The sequence below is a fragment of the Streptomyces sp. W16 genome (genome assembly GCF_033194735.1).
Lineage (GTDB): Bacteria > Actinomycetota > Actinomycetes > Streptomycetales > Streptomycetaceae > Streptomyces.
On the sequence record NZ_JAWOAI010000183.1, the window covers coordinates 1 to 17506 of the forward strand.

12 protein-coding genes and 4 pseudogenes are annotated in these 17506 nt (G+C 66.8%); 9 read left to right on the forward strand and 7 right to left on the reverse strand.

What is annotated here, in order from left to right:
- Positions 1–151 (reverse strand): annotated as a pseudogene (locus R6V09_RS24025) (CorA family divalent cation transporter); the annotation flags it as partial.
- A 352-nt stretch (positions 152–503) separates the two neighbouring features.
- Here R6V09_RS24025 and R6V09_RS24030 point away from each other — a divergent pair.
- Together R6V09_RS24030 and R6V09_RS24035 are read left to right on the forward strand one after the other, a co-directional pair.
- On the forward strand, positions 504–3242 hold the full coding sequence (locus R6V09_RS24030) for a hypothetical protein (RefSeq protein ID WP_317883505.1): 2739 nt from the start codon (positions 504–506) through the stop codon (positions 3240–3242).
- A 278-nt stretch (positions 3243–3520) separates the two neighbouring features.
- Positions 3521–3880, forward strand: coding sequence for a hypothetical protein (locus tag R6V09_RS24035; RefSeq protein WP_317883506.1), 360 nt, complete (start codon positions 3521–3523; stop codon positions 3878–3880).
- A gap of 75 nt (positions 3881–3955) precedes the next feature.
- On the opposite strand, the gene R6V09_RS24040 is transcribed toward R6V09_RS24035, so the two are convergent.
- Positions 3956–4465: a hypothetical protein gene (locus tag R6V09_RS24040; RefSeq protein WP_317883507.1), complete on the reverse strand. Its 510-nt coding sequence runs from the start codon at positions 4463–4465 to the stop codon at positions 3956–3958.
- A gap of 240 nt (positions 4466–4705) precedes the next feature.
- Positions 4706–5065 (reverse strand): annotated as a pseudogene (locus R6V09_RS24045) (hypothetical protein); the annotation flags it as partial.
- A 116-nt stretch (positions 5066–5181) separates the two neighbouring features.
- Here R6V09_RS24045 and R6V09_RS24050 point away from each other — a divergent pair.
- The 4 genes from R6V09_RS24050 (at position 5182) to R6V09_RS24065 (ending at position 9505) form a co-directional block, all read left to right on the forward strand.
- Positions 5182–5526, forward strand: coding sequence for a helix-turn-helix domain-containing protein (locus tag R6V09_RS24050; RefSeq protein ID WP_317883508.1), 345 nt, complete (start codon positions 5182–5184; stop codon positions 5524–5526).
- Positions 5507–6031, forward strand: a complete 525-nt coding sequence (locus tag R6V09_RS24055; protein ID WP_317883509.1) for an ImmA/IrrE family metallo-endopeptidase — start codon at positions 5507–5509, stop codon at positions 6029–6031. The genes R6V09_RS24050 and R6V09_RS24055 overlap by 20 nt, the downstream gene beginning before the upstream one ends.
- A gap of 637 nt (positions 6032–6668) precedes the next feature.
- Positions 6669–7676, forward strand: coding sequence for an SMODS domain-containing nucleotidyltransferase (locus R6V09_RS24060; protein WP_317883510.1), 1008 nt, complete (start codon positions 6669–6671; stop codon positions 7674–7676).
- On the forward strand, positions 7673–9505 hold the full coding sequence (locus R6V09_RS24065) for a ThiF family adenylyltransferase (protein ID WP_317883511.1): 1833 nt from the start codon (positions 7673–7675) through the stop codon (positions 9503–9505). Before R6V09_RS24060 ends, R6V09_RS24065 begins: the two co-directional genes overlap by 4 nt.
- Here the strand turns inward: R6V09_RS24065 and R6V09_RS24070 are convergent.
- Positions 9412–10563 carry an SAVED domain-containing protein gene (locus tag R6V09_RS24070; protein ID WP_317883512.1) on the reverse strand — a complete coding sequence of 384 codons (1152 nt, stop codon included), beginning with the start codon at positions 10561–10563 and terminating at the stop codon, positions 9412–9414. The two genes, R6V09_RS24065 and R6V09_RS24070, sit on opposite strands and share 94 nt — an antisense overlap.
- Positions 10564–11052: 489 nt before the next feature.
- Between R6V09_RS24070 and R6V09_RS24075 the strand changes: the two genes are divergently transcribed.
- Complete coding sequence (locus R6V09_RS24075; protein WP_317883513.1) at positions 11053–13119, forward strand: Shedu anti-phage system protein SduA domain-containing protein; 2067 nt, start codon at positions 11053–11055, stop codon at positions 13117–13119.
- A 235-nt stretch (positions 13120–13354) separates the two neighbouring features.
- On the opposite strand, the pseudogene R6V09_RS24080 reads toward R6V09_RS24075, so the two are convergent.
- Together R6V09_RS24080 and R6V09_RS24085 are read right to left on the reverse strand one after the other, a co-directional pair.
- Positions 13355–13561, reverse strand: a pseudogene (locus R6V09_RS24080) (phosphorothioated DNA-binding restriction endonuclease); the annotation flags it as partial.
- Between the two features lie 52 nt (positions 13562–13613).
- Positions 13614–14192, reverse strand: coding sequence for a LuxR C-terminal-related transcriptional regulator (locus tag R6V09_RS24085; protein WP_317883514.1), 579 nt, complete (start codon positions 14190–14192; stop codon positions 13614–13616).
- Between the two features lie 283 nt (positions 14193–14475).
- On the opposite strand from R6V09_RS24085, the gene R6V09_RS24090 reads away from it, so the two are divergent.
- Both R6V09_RS24090 and R6V09_RS24095 read left to right on the forward strand, forming a co-directional pair.
- The gene (locus R6V09_RS24090; protein ID WP_317883515.1) at positions 14476–15840 is read left to right on the forward strand and encodes an NAD(P)/FAD-dependent oxidoreductase; all 1365 of its coding nucleotides are present in this window, start codon (positions 14476–14478) and stop codon (positions 15838–15840) included.
- 31 nt (positions 15841–15871) lie between these two features.
- The gene (locus tag R6V09_RS24095; RefSeq protein WP_317883516.1) at positions 15872–16168 is read left to right on the forward strand and encodes a WhiB family transcriptional regulator; all 297 of its coding nucleotides are present in this window, start codon (positions 15872–15874) and stop codon (positions 16166–16168) included.
- Between the two features lie 86 nt (positions 16169–16254).
- Here R6V09_RS24095 and R6V09_RS24100 read toward each other — a convergent pair.
- Positions 16255–17409 (reverse strand): annotated as a pseudogene (locus R6V09_RS24100) (aldehyde dehydrogenase family protein); the annotation flags it as partial.
- Positions 17410–17506: the final 97 nt, after the last annotated feature.

Below are 17506 nucleotides of genomic sequence, written 5' to 3' on the forward strand. Positions count from 1 at the left end.
CGACCGCCATCAGGACGATGGCGAAGGGATATCCGAGCACCCAGTGCAGCTCCGGCATGCGCCGGAAGTTCATCCCGTAGATCGTCCCCACCAACGTCGGCGCGAACAGAATCGCCGCCCAAGAAGAAATCTTCTTGAAGTCCTCGCCCTCGCGGCGCTAACCTGCGGAAACTGGCTGGAGGGGCATTCTGACCTGCGGCGATCCGTCTTTCCGGCCCTTTCGCCGTGCTGCTCGTTGATGCTCCCGATTCTCCCCAGCTGCTCCCCAACGGGCCTTCATTCTCCCCGGATTCTCCCCAGCCAAGATGCCTTCGATGGTGATTCACCGCTGGTCAGCGGGGCGACTTGAACCGCGAGCTGTCATGGTCGGCGGCGTGTCAGTCCCCCCGTCTAGCCTGTGAACCGCACGTTGACGCGTGGATCGAGCGGGGGTTAGTGCAGTGCAGTCCTCACGACAGCCTGTGGTAATCGACAAGAAGATCGATTTCCTCCCATTCCATGACATGCCCTGGGACGACTTCGAGCGGTTGGTGTGCGAACTCGTGCAGGCAGTGGAGTGTCTGTCGCCGTGCCACCGCTACGGAACGCCCGGGCAGGCGCAGGGCGGTATTGACATCGTCGGGCGTGCAGCGGACGGCGGCTGGCACGCCTTCCAAGTCAAGCAAGTGACCCGGTTCACGGACACAAACGCGAAGAAGGCGCTGGACACCTTCGTCCACGGTCCGCGCCCTCAGGGCGTGGCGCGCCTGGTCATCGTCACTTCGTGCAGGGGGACGCGCACCCAAGTGCGCGATCTGGCCCACGACTACCAGGACCGGTATCCGGGACTGTCTCTCGGCGAGATCTGGGACGCAGAGCACCTGGGGATCCTGCTGCGTAGTCGGCCACTCATCGTGGCCCGCTACTTCGGAGACGAAGCGGCTCGCCGGTTCTGCGACCGCGAGGCATTGGGGGAGCTCTCGCCCACGGAGAGCGCGGGCGGCCTGAATCGTCCGGGCATCCCAATCGCCGCCGCCGACCCCTTCGACCTGGAGGTCCACGAGGCGATCATCGTCGACCACGCGACTGACGATGGTGGGCCACTGCCCGCATACTTCCGCAGGCCCTTCGACGACGAACTCGGCACCGCCGTGAACCAGGCCCTCGCAGGGCGAAGCGCCATGAAGGTGCTTCTTGGAGACTCCTCCACGGGGAAGACGCGAGCGGCATGGGAGGCGATTCAGCGGCTGCCTGGGGAGTGGCGACTGTGGCATCCGGCTGCCCCTGAGGACCTGCTCGCCGCGATCGACTTGGTAGGCCCCCAAACGGTCCTATGGCTCAACGAGATCAACCGCTACCTCCTCTCCGGCGACACCGATCGGGACGAGCAGGTCGCTTCCAGACTGACGGGATTGCTTCGAAGCGCCCGATGCGTACCCGTGCTCGTCCTCGGTACGGCTTGGCATGAGCACTGGGCCACGATGACCACCGCGCCACGGGACGAACGCGCGCAGACGAAATCCCTGCTGGCCAGGTGCCCGATCCGAGTACCGGAAACGCTCAGTGAGGACGAGCTCACCATTCTCACCGCAGGGTCCGAGGTCACCGATGAACGGATGCTGCAGGCCGCGCGCCTCGCCGAGAGCGGACACGTTATCCAGTACCTGGCCGGTGGCCCGGCCCAGTTGGAGCGTTACGAGACGGGATCGCCCACCGCCCGCGCGGTGTTGCAGGCCGCCATGGACGCCCGTCGACTGGGCCACAGCCTCGATCTCCCGCATGCCTTCCTCAAGAACGCTGCCGCGGAGTACCTCACCTCGCTGCAACGCGACCTGGCACGGCCCGACTGGTTCACGCGAGCGGTGGAGTACCTGTCAGCCCCGTGTCGTGGTGTACGTGGGCCTCTGACGCCGGCCCCGGGCCCATCTCTGCCGGACCTACCGGAACCGAGCCATTACCGACTCTCGGACTTCGTCGAACTGCACGCGAGAAGGCATCGCGAACTGAATTGCCCGGGTGAGGGGTTTTGGTCCGCCGCCGTACAACATGCCGCCAGCGCCGGGGACAAGGTCACGCTGAGCCGCGCAGCCTTGGCCCGCGGCATGACGACGGACGCCGAGGCCCTGGCCATGGTGGCGGCAGAGGAAGGCGAGGGCGCGGCACTGTCCACGCTCGCCCTCTGGCTTGAGGACTGCGGCAAGGGCGAGGATGCTCTGTCCTATTTTGAGTTGGCCGCCGAGCTCGGCGATGCCGAGGCTCAAGTCCACCTGGCCTGGCGGTACGAGCGTGCGCAACTGCTCGACGAGGCGGAACGTTGGTACCGGAAGGCCGTGGAATCCAGCGGCAGGTTCGACGCTGCAGCGGGGCTCGCGTCCGTCCTGTCCCAGCGCGGAGAGGACACGGCTGCGGAGCGGCTCTACGAGGCCGTCCTCGACCGCGGCTTCTTCGGAGCCCGGGCCGTCGAGTATCAGGCCCGCTGGCTGGCAGATTGCGACCAGCACGAGCGCGCCCTCCACCTCGCGACGCGATCGTTCGAAGCGGGCAACAGTGAAGCTTTCACCGGGCTTGCCTGGGCCTATATGTACACGGACACGCCTCGGGCAATCGAGGTGTTCCTGCATGCAATGGAGGCGGGCGACACGAACGCTCCGCGCGAACTCGCCTGGGTGTATGAGGAGGAGGGGGACACGGCCCGCGCCGAACACTTCTGCGAGATTGCCGTCTCCATGGGCGAGACGAATGCTCTGCGCGGTCTGGGCATGATCCGTCGTAGCAAGGGTGGCTACCGATCGGCCGCTGGCCTGCTCTGGAGGGCTTACAACCTCGGCGTGGGCCACGCCTTGCCAGAGCTTGCCAGACTGTGGGAGGAGCAAGGCGACCTCAAACGAGCGGAGCGGCTCTATCGGCGCATACTGCAGGAGGGGGACCCGAGCGCGGAGGCGGATCTCGTCCGCATCCTGGAGACGACAGGAAGAACACGTCAAGCTGAGGAACTGGCCGCTCGTTCCGTGACTCTCATCGAAGCCCTTGCGCGCGCCCGCGCCGCCCGCGGAGAGAGCGAGGCGGCTGAACAGCTCCTGATCCCAGCCATCCGCCAGGGGGACCCGCATCTCCTCTTGACTCTCGCCGCCCTCCGCCGACAACGCGGCGACACCGCGGGCGCGGAACGAGCCCTGCGCCAGGCACAGGACGCAGGTGTCCGCTTCGCCGCGGAGCGGCTGGCGGAGCTGGAAGCCGAAGCCGCCCGACAGAAGGCGCCCTGAGGTTCCCACGAGGAACGCCAGCTCAGGCCCAGACTCTCCTCGACCTGCTTGCCGCCGATGTGCCACGGGGGCCTCATGAGTACCAGTTCTCCGACGACGGACACGCGACGGCGTGCGTCGCCATCACCAGGGTCCACTCCTGCCTCACGGCGAATGCCCTCACGCGACTCTTCGACCTGGCCGACGGCGGGGCCGATAAGGCACTGAAACTCGTCGTGAACGATGAGGTGGTCGATCTACTAACGGAGCGGGAAGACCTCGCTGCTCTTCGTGCACGGGTGTCTCAACACGATGACAAGGGTGGCAACGCGCTGCGCGCCAACATCTTCAACGACGAGGTCTGGAAGCCCGCCCTTGCCGCGGCGGGGGTCATCCCCATGCGGGAGAAGGGAAAGCGCTGGAAGGCGTCTCGCAAGGACGGATTTCACGTGCTCCCGCACACCTTCGCCTCGGTCATCCTCGAAGCAGGCGAGTCCGTCGTCACGCTGGCCCGATGGCTCGGCCACTCCAGCCCGACCATCACCCTCGACTGCTACGCCCACTTCATGCCAGAGGCGGGCGGCAAGGGGCGTGCGGCCGTCGATGCGCTGCTCGGTCTGGTTTCCGAGTACATCCCAGACAACCTCGCCTGGGCGTGAGGAACGAAAATGGGTCGCACAGCACACGCTGTGCCACCCGTTTTGCTGTGCGGACTCGGTGGCGGCCCGCTGGGGTCAGCTCGTGAGGCTCTTGCGGCGAACACGCAGGGAGTACGTCTTCCTTGCCCCCGGCGCACCACTGATGCTCCAGCCGCCGCTGGTGGCCATGTCCCATCCACGCTGTTCCCTCATCTGAGCGGCGAAGGCACGTCGGTCGTGGACCTCACAGCCGCAGTCCAACGTGACGTCGACGCTGATGTAAGGGCTTCGAGGGCTGTCGTTGGCGTAGGGGTCCGGCTCCCACCGGACATCGTGGACGTGCTCTTTGAGACCGGTGCGCTCCTCGTCGTGCTTGATCCCGTGGGCCTTCGCGTACTCGTCCAGGTCGTCGATCACGAACAAGTGGCTCGACCACTCGCCAGGCCAGACCGCGAACAGGCGGGACTTGCCGGCAACGGCTCGCTCGTACGCGGCGCGGTCGTGCCCGTGCGTCACTGTTCCGTCCTCGTGGACCTCGATGTAGCAAGTCGTACGTGCGGTGTAGGGGAAGCCCTTCCCTACCTGCGCGGCACTCCTCGGTTCCAACCGATCCTCCCGGCGTACACGGTTCCATGTAGCCGTTCAGTCAACACTCACTGTGACGGCCTGCGCAGGGAAGTCGGCGGAAGTTGGCTGGGGTCTGACGCACGATCGGGTGACATCTTGACCTGCCCCACCAATTGGGCTCCAGGCTCGGTGGCTAACCGGCAGCCGGGGTGGTGTCGTTCTCGGAGAGTAGTTCGTACTCGATGGGGGTGCGGTAGCCCAGGGCTGAGTGGCGTCTCTGGCGGTGAAGGCTTCGTCGTCGGTCCACTCGGCGCCGGTGAGGTTCGCCTGGAGGCCCTCGCGCTCGAAGCGGCCGCGGGCGTGGCGCCGGCTGAACTCCTCGAGCTCGGTATTCGTCCAGCGCTGGGAGGCAGCGAACACGTCGATCGGATCGCGGGGTGTCCCGCGGTCGGCGGGGGCGCGGACCTTGGTCCCGATCACGTGGTCCTCGGCGAGGACAGGCCCGTACGGACTCTGGGCGACCGGCCGCCAGAAGATCTCTTTGAGGATGTCGACCCCGCACTCCCGCCCGGTGCCGGGGTCCGCCACGCTGAAGCGAGCGGACAGTGGAGTGGTCTCCAGCGCTTGCACCTTCCAGCCTCAGAGAGGCGCGTGCAATGAATTGTGAGCCGTGTGGTGATGTGGCGAGGTACAGATGATCGATCACGCGTTCGCCCCGGGCCTGGTAGCGCCGCGGCTGGGCAAGTAGGTTGTCAGTGAGGCTGGCACTGCTTGGGGGCAGCGTGGAGGAGAAGGCATTCAACGCCGTTGTGGGTCGGCGGATCAGGGAGGCCAGAATCAGGGCGCGGCTGACGCAGGAACTGCTCGGGCGCCAGGCCGGGCTGTCGCGGGGGTCGATCACGAACATCGAGAGCGGGACGCAGGCGCCCCCGCTCTACCGTCTCGTCCGTATCGCGGCGGCGCTGCACGTGCAACCAGCCGAACTGCTTCCGCAGCTTCTGCCGGAGGAGGCCGCTGGCCTTCCGGCTCAGTACGCGGCCGATGTCGCTTCGGTATGGTCCGACTCCGAGAATCTGAAAGATGCTCATGGCCAGGGCTGACACCGCCGCGCGGGCTCTGCTGCAGGAGTTCCAGATCAACACCGCTCCGATCGACCCGTTTGTGCTGGCGGGGAGCCTTGATGTTCAGGTTGTGCTGCGGGACTTGGATGACGATGTCTCAGGCATGCTGCTGCGGCGGGACGGCCGGTGTGTGATCGGTGTGAACCGTACCCATTCGCCCTTGAGGCAGCGATTCACCGTGGCACATGAACTCGGGCACCTGCGGATGCACCGTGGCCGCCCCTTGATCCTTGACACGGATACACGGGTGAACTACCGCAATACGGTGTCGAGTATGGCGACCGACCGCGAAGAGATCGAGGCCAATCGCTTTGCTGCGGCTCTGCTCGCTCCGGAGGCGTTGGTCCGGTCCTCGGTGTACCAGACCTCCTTCCGGACCGTTGGAGAGCTGGTGACCCAGTTGGGGCGCACATTCGCGCTCAGCGAGATCGCCATGACCTATCGCTTGATGAACCTGGGCATCATCTCAGGCCCCCCGCAATAGAGTTCAGGCGCTCCGGACCTTCGCACGTGGTCGCTGTCGGCCCGACTCGCCCTGGGTAGACGCTCAGTGAAGCGATGTCAGCGAAACTGACCACCAAAGAATGCCTTGCGTGGCGGTCGCTGTGTGTGCTGTGATTGTCACGCCAGAGGGCAGGCAAGCTCTTTGGGGACAATGTGTACCCGCCCGGCGTTTTGCCAGGCAGGTGACCACCTGACCAGGGTCGTACCGCGCATTGCATGCCGGGCCGTGACGACGGACCGCAGCACTGGCCGGACGGCACCACTGCACACTTGGTCTGCCGTACAGACGCCGCTCCAACCAGTCGAGCACAGCGGCCAGTCGGTCTCTGATCACGTCGCTCGGGGTTCAAGGCGTCAGCAACGCCAGATGTACTCGCCGTCTGCCGTGTTCTCCCGCACCTTCTTGGATACGCGGCCACCCCGTCACCTCTGCCCTGCGCGGACAGCCCCGTCGCACACCTCTCTCGTGTGCCCGTCGCGGCGGACCGGCCAGCCGGCACGTGGCCTGCGCGCTGCCCATGCCCGAGGGCCGCGCAGTACTCCCCGACCCGTACGGCATGCACGCAGTCGTACAGAGGACAGGGCGATTCTCCACGCCGTCAAACGAAGAGGCCCCCATGCAGCACGTCAACTGTTTCACCACGTTCCTGCGGGACGTCGTCAACCTCAGCCAGGCCAAGCTCGATCTCCTTGCTTGCCGGGTGGAGGCCATCTACCAGGCGCTCAAGGGCGACCCGGAACTTGGACCGCTCATCCTCGGCAAGAAGCCGCAGGGGTCGTGGGCACAGCGCACCATCATCAACCCGGTCGGGGACAAGGAGTTCGACGCCGACTTCATGCTCCACCTCCAGGAAGTCCTGGACTGGGCGGGTAACCCCGCAACCTACATCGACAAGATCTACGCCGCGCTTCACCGGCACAGCACCTATAAGGACATGCCGCACACTCGCAAATGCCGATGCGTGCAGCTGACCTATGCCAACTCCATGCACGTCGACATCGTCCCCTACCTGCACCTCGCCGACGGCCGCGAAGTCATCGTCAACCGTGACGAGAACCGGTTCGAGCCGACCAACCCCGCAGGGTTCACGGCTTGGATGAAGGAGAAGGACGACATCGCAGGCGGCAACCTCCGCAAGGTCATCCGCCTGATGAAGTACCTGCGTGACCACAGGAACTCCTTCACCGGGACCCGCTCCATCATCCTCACCACACTCCTCGGTGAACGCGTCACCCAGTCCACCGCCCTGCTTGAGCCGGGCTGCTACGCCAACGTGCCCACCGCGCTCCTCACCATCGTCGAAGACCTCGACCAGTGGCTGCAGGCCCGCCCCTACAAGCCCTCCATCCCTGACCCGTCCCAATCGGGCCTCACCTTCGACCACCGCTGGAACCAGGCCACTTACGCCTACTTCCGCGACCGGATCAACACCCACGCACGGGAGATCCGCGCCGCCTACGACGAGACGGACTCCGCCACCAGCGTGCGCCTGTGGCGGGATCTGTTCGGCAGCCGCTTCCCCGAGCCGCCAAAGACGTCCTCCTCGTCCACCACGCCGGCGGCCGGTCCCAAGTTCCCGGTGCCGCCCCTGATCACCCCTACCCGGACTGGACGTGCCGGATGACCAAGCGAAAGCCCCCCGCTCCCAAGGCGAATCGGTGGCAGCAGGACCTGCTGTCCGACCTCAAAGCGCTTGCCGCCCAGCACCGAGCAGACCTCCGGGTCCTGGGTGACCCCCAGATCCTGCCCAGCGGCACGGTTCTGGTCCCCATCCGCCTGTTCACGGCCAGCATCCCGCATGTCGAGGGCGGTCTCGCTCTGGGCGAGGCCGAGGAGTTCGTCCTCGGCCTCCCGCCCACCGAGCGGGTGCCTCCGCAGGTACTCACCCCGCACACCCGCTTCGCCAGCACCCCGCATGTACTGGAGGGAATGCGTCTGTGCATCTACCTCGATGCCGACCGAGAGTGGAATCCCGAAGGAGGCATCCCCGCCGTCCTGAATCGACTGTGGCAGTGGCTCACCGACGCTGCTTCCAATCGATTCGACGGCACCACCGCCCTCTACCACGCCGTCGGGGGAATTCTCCACCGCACTGACGGCACACCCACCATCGTCGCCCGGGAACCGGAGGAGCACCGCATCGCGCACATCGCCTGGCTCACCCCACGCTCCGGTCAGCGACTTGACCTGTCCAACCGGCAGGCCAACGAGCAGAGTCAGCGCCTGCCCGTACTACCCCTCAGCCGCCATCTGCCGCTGGCGGCCGGCCACACCCTCGCCGCTCTCCTCGACCGCATCGACAACCCCACGCTCAGTGAACCAAGAACCCCCCACCAGCCCCGACGCCCCTCATCCGCCTTCCTCACGGCCCTGATCTACGCAGCCCGCCGCAACCCCCAGGGAACCAGTCAGTACTTCGTCCTCGCCGTACCCCACCCCCGTCTCCCGGCAGAACCCCGCTTCCTCCTGGCTGGCCGCCTGCCCGCCTCAGTCAGTGATGCCCTGCGTCGCGTACCCCGCATCGCACAGGGTTCGTCCGTACTGCCCGCTGACGTACGCGACAGCATCATCGAATGGTGTTACCTCTCCGACGAACGGGAAGCCGTGACCACTCGCCGTGACGTCCAACGACCCGTCAACGCCTTCTGCAACACCCACGTTCACCTCTGGGGCTGCGGCGGTATCGGTTCCTGGGCCGCAGAGCTGATCGCCCGCGCAGGAGCTGCCCGTATCAGCCTCAGCGACCCCGGCACCCCCGTCACCGGAGGATTGCTCGTGAGACAGAACTACACCGAGGCCGATATCGGTGAGAACAAAGCGGTGGCCCTGGCCAAACGCCTGCTCAGCCTGCGCGACGACCTCACCGTCGACATCTGCCCATCGCCACCCTCACCCGAACTGCTTGACGCGGCCCACCAGGCAGACGTCGTCATCGACGCCACCGTCAGCATCACCGCCGGACGCTTCCTCGACCTCCTGGCACGCATCCCCGGCCGTAGAGCAGTGCTCGCTCAGATGACCACCGACGTCACCACGGCCAGTCACGGCATCCTCTCGGTCTCAGCCCCCGACACCAGCCACGGCCCGGCGCTCATCGACCACACCACCGGCAAGCACGTCCTGGCCAACCCCACCCTGGAGCCCTACTACTCGCTGTGGAGCGAACCACAGGCAGGCGAGGAGATCAGACCCACGCGTGGCTGCTCCGTGCCCACTTTCCATGGATCTGCCGCCGACCTCGTCGGCATCACCGCGAGCCTCATCTCCCTCCTCGGCACGCAGATGCACCACCCGGTTTCCGGGACTCACCTGTGCGCTCTGCCCCACACCGGAACCCAGCCGGCTCAGCACTTCGTCCCCTACACCGCGCACTCCGAAGACCCGCCCGCCGAGCCGGCCACTGTCCGCACGCCTGCCCCGCTGCCTCCGCCGATCTCAAGCGTCGGTACGTAGCGTCCGGTCAGCCGTTCGTAGACCACCAACTGAGGGTGAACCTGCGGGTGATGGACACGGCCCAGTACGACCGCGGCGGACATCGGCAGCGCGGGCAGCACATGAAGTCGCTCCAACGTCTTCGCCTCTGCCTCCAGTTCGGCGAAGAAGCCCCGAAGCGCGCCTGTGAAACGCTCCAGGCACCCACGAGCACGCATGATGTCCGGGCCTGTCGGCGCCCCAACCGGACGAATCTCCCAGCGACGCATTCCCCTCAGCGAGACCGGTACTTCCTGTACCCCGATAGCCCCCGACACGTTGATGACCACGACGGCGTCACTCCCGGCGGGCACATCGTGATCGACCCGCGCGGCGAAACTTGGGGCCAGGCCATCCTCTTCGCGCCACACCCAGGACTCGTCCTCACGGTGCCGCTGGTAGATGTCTGTGGGCACCGTGTCGTCCAGCCGGGAACCCAGATGCACCAGCAGTGGTAGGCGTGCGAAGCCGAACACGCTCACATGCCGCACGGCATCCCGCATGATGCCGGGTCGTAGCTGCCGCTCGATCACATCGTCGACCAACTGGGTTGCGATGCCGTAGTAAGCACGGCTGTCAGCGGCCCGCGACGCGGCGCACGGGACGGCCAAAGATTCTCCCGGCACACCACGTAGGTCGATTTCGAGGCCATGGCGCGCGTAGGACTCCAGGAACAGCGGATATCGGTTCCCGGCGATGAGCGCAGCCGCAGCGGTCTGCCGCGACAACTCCACCTGATTGCCGTGGACCGAACCCACCATCCGCACCACCGTGGTTGCGCGGTCCGAGCCAAGCCCCGTCACGTGCCGGATCCGGTCCTCGTGTTCCTGCTTGATCCGGCGCAGCTTCTCCACCGTGAACAGATCCAGCACGCTTGCGGCATCGACCTCGTCGTGCTGATCGGCGCACAACAGCATGAGATTGTCGGGGTTCTCCCTCTGCGCGCGGTCTAGGGGGTGCTCGCCGCGTGGAGAGCGGGTGTTGTTGCCGCGGCCGACGATGTGAGCCAGCTCGCCCAGATTCAGCGTCCGCCCCGACATCCACCCCTCCAACAGGTAGGCGTTACAGAGTGCGCACCTGCCCCCACTGCGCACCCATACCTCCCGGCGTACCGGTTCGGACGGCTTGCCGCTTGCACCTCGCGTCCTGTCCTTGCTCTTCACGGTGCCTGCCCTTCGAACCAGTTGAGACCTGCTCCTCGAAGCTATGCTGCAACGGCCATCACCTCGAACGGACTTGACAAAATCCGGGGGCGGTGCGACTCGCGCCGACCAAATCAGCGTGGTGTGCCCCCACGGAGGTCTGGGGTTGACATCAGCCCTAAGCCGACGGGGCGCCGGTCCCGAGTCCAAGTCCCCTTTGGGCTGGAGGACACGTCGCCGTCAGCGTCCTCGGGAACTGCCAAGGACTCGCATGGCGGACCGACCTCGCCACGTCAGTGCCAGCGAACGACGGCACCCGCCGAAGTCAAGAGGCCCAAGAGTCCCAATGGCCCGCCTGGTGGGCCGACGCACGTACATCCTGGGCGCATGACTGAGTCCGACGCCTCCCCGGCACCGCACAGGGCGCAGAGGATCACGGCGCTGACGCGACGCGACATCTTTGACTACCTGCGCGGCGAGGGCGGCCCCTGGTGGGGACGGCTTGACGAGATCGACTTTCTGGTCGGCTTGTACGACCTGGACAGGTTGGCGTCTACGGATCCCCGGTTTACGACAGCGCGCGGCGACATCGTCCAGCACCGGTTCACCAACCCATTGGACTGGGACGACGACTGGCTCTTCGAGGACCAGCGCTTCCGACTTGTCGATGGCCCCGATGAGGTGCTTCTCTCCTTTCTGACACGGCTCGTTCATCCAGAAGTACAGCCCGACGTCGACCAGTCATCCCAACGCGTTGAGGAGCTGAACCGCTTCCTAGGGCCGGACGGTTGGACTCTCCGCCCCTTCGATTTCCTGTCGGGTCGGCCGCTCTACACGCCGGTCCCCACGCAGGCCACCGGCCCACTGGTCTCATTGCCTGTCGATGACGACGACACTGGCAAACTCGACCTCGTTCTGGGCCAGACCTACAGACTCCTTGACCGCGACGGCGAGGAGGTTGCCCGCGACCTGCTCCGCTCGGCTGTCCTCACGCTGCGAGGCGACGGCTGCGTCTACCACCCCATGCCCGGCGACGGTTGGACGGCCGCCACATACGAGGCCGTCCTTACGGTGGATCGCACGCTTCTGCCCGAGTTCACGGAAGCGGTCACCGACGCGATCTGGCAGCGACTGAGATCCGTTCTCACCCGGCTCCAGCGCGAAGACGTTCAGTCCCTCGTGGTCGATGGTGACATCGAGCCGCTCCTGGCCGTCCCGCCGGACTGGAGGAACCAGACCGCCGAGCCTGAGCTCGATCCCTCGGGGGCTCGACGCTTCCGAATCGACTTCCCGCTCACAGAGTTCGATGTTGGACGGCAGGACTTCGCCGACCTTGAGATCCGCGGCCGTGGGTTCTCCTATTTCTACGACACCCGCACGGACCGGATGATCACTGATTTTCTCCTCGATGACCGGCCATTGGTCGCAACTCTGTGCAACGTCACCCTCATCAACAGGGATGGCGCCCTCTCTCCAAGAATCAAACTGTGGAAGAAAGACAAGACCAAAGCCGCGAGGACAGTGGCTATGGAGGCCATACCCGGGACCGAATCCACCCAGATCATCAAGGCGCTCGTCGACACCAATGGCGTCCACGAGAACTTCTGGAAGGTCATCTGTTTCATCCAGAACTGCGTTGGGCTGGACAACATCCCTGGTGGCAGACGACGGCCAGCCGTCGACGGCGAGGCCGAGTTGGCTCGGCTGCTTGCCGGCCAAGACCGGACGACGCTCCTCGAAGCAGTCAGGACCGCCATCGGCGGCGCCCTCACTGAAGAAGACATTCGGCGAGTCAGCAACCGCAAGTCACAACTCCAGCGGTTCAAGAGCCTGTTGACCGACCCAGAGTTCTTCGAGCAGGAGCGTGGCCGGGCGGCAGGGCCGGAAGCGGTCTGGCAGGGCTTCTTCGAGGAGAATCCGTGGATCTTCGGGTACGGTCTCAACCTTGTCGCCTGTGAACCCCTCGACGACGGAAAGCTGGAGCGCATCACGACTGGCGCCAACATCTTTACCGGAGCGGGGAAGCGTAGTGACGCTGTCATGCGTTCCAAGGGCTTCATCAGCAGCCTGCTGCTCTGCGAGATCAAGACTCACTTGACACCTCTACTGGCCAACGCGCCGTATCGGCCTCCGGACGTCTACCAGGTATCAAAGGACGTCGTGGGCGCCGTGGCGCAGGTGCAGAAGACCGCCCATAAGGCCCTGCGGCTGGTCACCGGCGCACTGCACAGGCTCTACCGGGACGACGGCGCTCCCACCGACATCGAGATCTCCACCGCCCGCCCGCGACAGGTGCTGGTGATCGGAAGCCTCCGCGAGTTCACCCACCAGGGCGCGGCGAACCCGGAGAAGATCACCTCCTTCGAGCAGTACAGACGATCTATCCAAGACGTCGAGGTCATCACGTTCGACGAGCTCTACGAACGGGCCTGCTTCATCGTGGAGGACCGCTGACGCGCACCCGACCGCACCAAGGAGGGAACCTGGTCCCCCGGACAGAGCAGGCGCTTAGAAGGCGCCTGTCGGGGCCATGCCTGTCATACCTCTGACCTGCCCTTACGTGTTGCCCTGACCGGGCGTCAGTGAATCTTCCGCCGTTTTCGGGAAGAGGTGCCTCTGGCTGCGACTGCTGCTGGCTGCACAGCTGACTTACGGATTTGGAACCGACGCTGGCCGATCACGCGCGCGGAGGGCAAGCGGGCGACGTCTTGTTGGGCGGCCCGTACTCGGTCAGCAGGCGTTGCAGGTCCTCCTCCACCGCGCTGTACCGCAGCTCGCTGTCGGCGTCCTCCTGGAACCGGCCGAGGGCGTACAGGAGAAGGAGCGGCTTGTGCGGTGCGCGTGTTCCGTTTCGCGTCCACTGCCTCAGCTTCGTGGTGCGCTCCAGCCAGTCCATGGCCGGTGATCGTAGCGGCGGTTCGGACCTCGGTGGGCTGTCCGCGTCACCGCTACGCGGCCCGGGCGGCCCATGTGCGATGGCCCAGGCTCAGGCGGGTGCAGGACCGGTGGATCACGTGCTGGACCTTCCGCTCGGGGCAGTTCAGGGCCAGGGCGATGTCCTCGGAGCTGAGCCCGTCGGCGAGCAGCCGCAGCATCTCGGCCTCGCCCGCGTCCAGGGCGAGGCCGGACAGGCCCGCCGTGGACCGGTTGCGCAGTGCGCGCAGGTCGGCTCGTAGCGCTCGGACCATCGACTCGGGTGGATCGAGATCCGTTCGGCCGTCACGCGTACGCAGCAGGGCGAGGACGATGCGGTCGAGCCCGGCGCGTGAACGTGGCAGTACGCAGACCAGTCCGTGGTCGACCGCCCGCAGCAGTTGCCGCTCGGTTCCGAACCGCTCGGCGACGAGGACCACCTGCGGTCCGCTTCCTCGTGGCGGACGGTCCGCGTCGTGCATCACTTTGAGTGTCTGTTCGTCGAGTTCGTGAGCCACTACCAGCATCGCCTCCGCCCGGGCCGCCTGCTCCCGGCCGAGCACCCGCAGGCGGGACTGGGCCCGCAGAGCGGCCGTGACAGGGGCTGCGGCCATCTCCATTGAGGAGGTGACGGCAACTGTCATCGGAGGTGTTCCGCGTCCAGGTCTCATGGCCTGTCTCCTTCGCCCTTGTCGGACGCGCCGACTTCGAACCGAAGGTAGGTGTGGTGAGGGCGGTGTGACTTCAGTCGGCCGACTGTCCCGGAGGGACGTGACCGGGGCCCGTCAGCCGCCCCTCATCCGCCCGTCAGTCGTCCGACTGAAGTCAGGGCCGCCGTCGGCGGATCACGATGGTGACGAATCGGACCAGCCCCTATCGGCCTGGGAGGACGACATCGTGACTCGGCCCCGCATCCTGATCGTCGGCGGTGGCTTCGCGGGTATTGCCTGCGCGCGCCGCCTGGAAAGGCTTCTCAAACCCGGAGAAGCAGAGCTCGCCCTGGTGGCGCCGCTCGGCTACGAGCTCTATCTGCCTCTGCTGCCACAGGTGGCGGCGGGCGTGCTGACCCCGCAGTCGATCGCCGTCTCGCTGCGCAGAGTGCTCCGCCGCACCCGGATCGTGCCCGGCGCCGCGCCCGGTGTCGACCCCGCGGCCAAGGTGTGCGTGGTGCGGCTGATCACCGACGAGGTGGTGCGGGAGCGCTACGACCTCGTGGTGCTGGCCAGCGGCAGCGTGACCCGCTCGTTCGACATCCCGGGTGTGCCCGAGCACGCCCACGGCATGAAGAACCTCGCGGAGGCGGTCGCCATGCGCGACCACGTCATCTCCCAACTCGACCTGGCCGACGCCACCGATGACCCGCTTGAGCGGGCGGCCCGGTTGCGCTTCGTCGTCGTGGGCGGTGGCTACGCCGGTACCGAGACCGCCGCCTATCTGCAACGGCTCACCCTCGCCGCCGCACGCCGCTACCCGGCGCTGCGCCCGGAGCTGATCGAGTGGCACCTCGTCGACGTCGCTCCGCGACTGATGCCGGAGCTGGGCGACCAACTCGGCGACAAGGCACTGAAGTTGCTGCGATGCCGCGGGATCGAGGTCACCCTCGGTGTGAGCGTCGCCTCGGCCGGGCCCGGCGAAGTCGTCCTCACCGACGGGCGGCGGATGCCCACTCACACCTTGTTGTGGACCGCGGGGATCGCGCCGAGCCCGTTGATCGCCTCCATGGAGGCGCAGACCGTACGCGGACGGCTCGCCGTCACAACTGAGCTGACCGTGCCGGGACTTGACGGAGTGTTCGCCGTCGGTGACGCCGCCGCCGTGCCCGACCTGGTCACCGGCGGGGACGCGATCTGCCCGCCCACCGCACAGCACGCGCTGCGCCAGGGCAGGACAGCGGGTACCAACGTCGCCGCGCGGGTACGCGGACAGCGGCTGCGTCCGTACCGGCACCGCGATCTGGGCCTGGTCGTGGACCTGGGCGGCTTCGGGTCGGTGTCCCGGCCGCTCGGCATTCCGCTCAGCGGGTTCGCCGCGCAGGTGGTGGCGCGCGGCTACCACCTCCTGGCGCTGCCCACGCTCGTGGCCAGGACCCGGGTCGTGACCAACTGGGTTCTGCACGCGGTCGCGGGCGACGACTTCGTCCGTACGGGATTCCTCGCCCGCCGGCCGACCACGATCCGCGACATGGAGGGGACCGGGGGCTATCTGACTCCGGACGAGGTCCGTGCCGTCTCCGCGACCCCGCACCCGGCCCCCGGGCCGTGACCGCCAGGTCCGGAAGGAAGGAGCAAGCAGCGTGATTCCTCGATACCGCCCGCTCGTCGACCACTGGGACTGGCAGCGCTACGCCCTCTGCCGGGGCATGGACACCTCGCTCTTCTTCTCGCCCGCGGGTGAGCGGGGCCGGGCGAGACAGGTCCGGGAGGAGAAGGCTCGGACCATCTGCGCGGCCTGCGCCGTCAGGGAGGTCTGTGCCCGTACGGCCCTCAACAGCGGGGAGCAGTACGGATTCTGGGGCGGCCTGACCGAGGGGGAGCGCGAGGCGATCCGGCTCCGGCTCCACCGTCGGAACTTACCGCCGCGAGCTGCCTGATGCGTCGCTCGACGCCGGGGTGAGGGGCTCTTTCAGAACATCGATCCACCTCAGAACGCCCACGCACCTCAGAACGCTCATGGACCTCAGAACACCAGCGGACGCGGCTTGTGCTGGATGCTGATCCAGTGGTGTGTGGTGAAGTCGTCGGCGACCCACCTGCCGCCGAAGCGGCCGATACCGGACGCCTTCTCGCCCCCGAACGCGGCGTGGACGTCGTCGTGGACGGTCGTGTCGTTGATGTGGGTCATTCCCGCCTCCACCTGCTGGGCGAAGCGCAGGCCGCGTTCCACGTCGCGGGTGAAGACGCCGCTGGAGAGGCCGTACTGGGTGTCGTTGGCGATCCGCAGCGCGTCCTCCTCACCGTCGGCGCGGACGAGGGTGGCGACCGGGCCGAAGACCTCCTCGGCGGCCGTGGTCACGTGGTTGTCGCCGAGCAGTACGTGGGGTGCCAGGACGCGGCCGGCCGGGCCGGTCGGTTCGCCGGAGAGCAGCAGTTTCGCTCCGTCGGCCACCGCGCGGGAGATCTTGTCCCGGATGCCGTTCAGTTGCTTGTCGTTGATGACGGGGCCGATCTGGGTAGCCGACGCACGGGGGTCGCCGGTGTGCAGCAGCCGGGTGAGTTCGACGAAGCGGTCCACGAACTCGTCGTAGACCGAGGTGTCGACGACGACCCGGTTCGTCGCCATGCAGATCTGGCCCTGGTGGTAGTAGCTGCCGAACACGGCGCATTCGGCGGCCCGTTGGAGGTCGGCGTCGTCCAGGACGACCAGGGGGCCGTTGCCGCCCAGCTCCAGTGCGAGCTTCTTCAGGCCCGCCTTGGCGGCGATGCCCCGGCCGACCGGAGTGGATCCGGTGAACGAGACGACCCGGGGGATCTCGTGCTGCACCAGGTGGTCGCCGATGTCCCGGCCCCGGCCGACGACGACGCTGAGCAGGCCCGGGGGCAGTCCCGCCTCCTCGTACACCTTGGCGAGCAGCAGGCCGCCGGTTACGGGCGAGTCCTCGGCCGGTTTGAGGACGACGGCGTTGCCCAGGGCCAACGCCGGGGCGACGGATCGGTTGGACAGGTACATCGGGAAGTTCCACGGGCTGATGACGGTGACCACACCGGCGGGTTTGCGGTAGACCCGGTTCTCCTTGTCGGGGACGTCCGTGCCGACCGTGTCGACGACGTCCGCGGTGTGGCCCGCCCCGGCGGCGGTGATCGCGGCGGTGATGGCGACCTCCACGGCGGCCCGGGCGCGGGTGGTAGAAGCTGAGCGAGACCGACGGCCTCTTCAAGAAGACCCCCGACCTGAACACGCTGCTCCCGTGAAAGGACTGAACACCGCACTC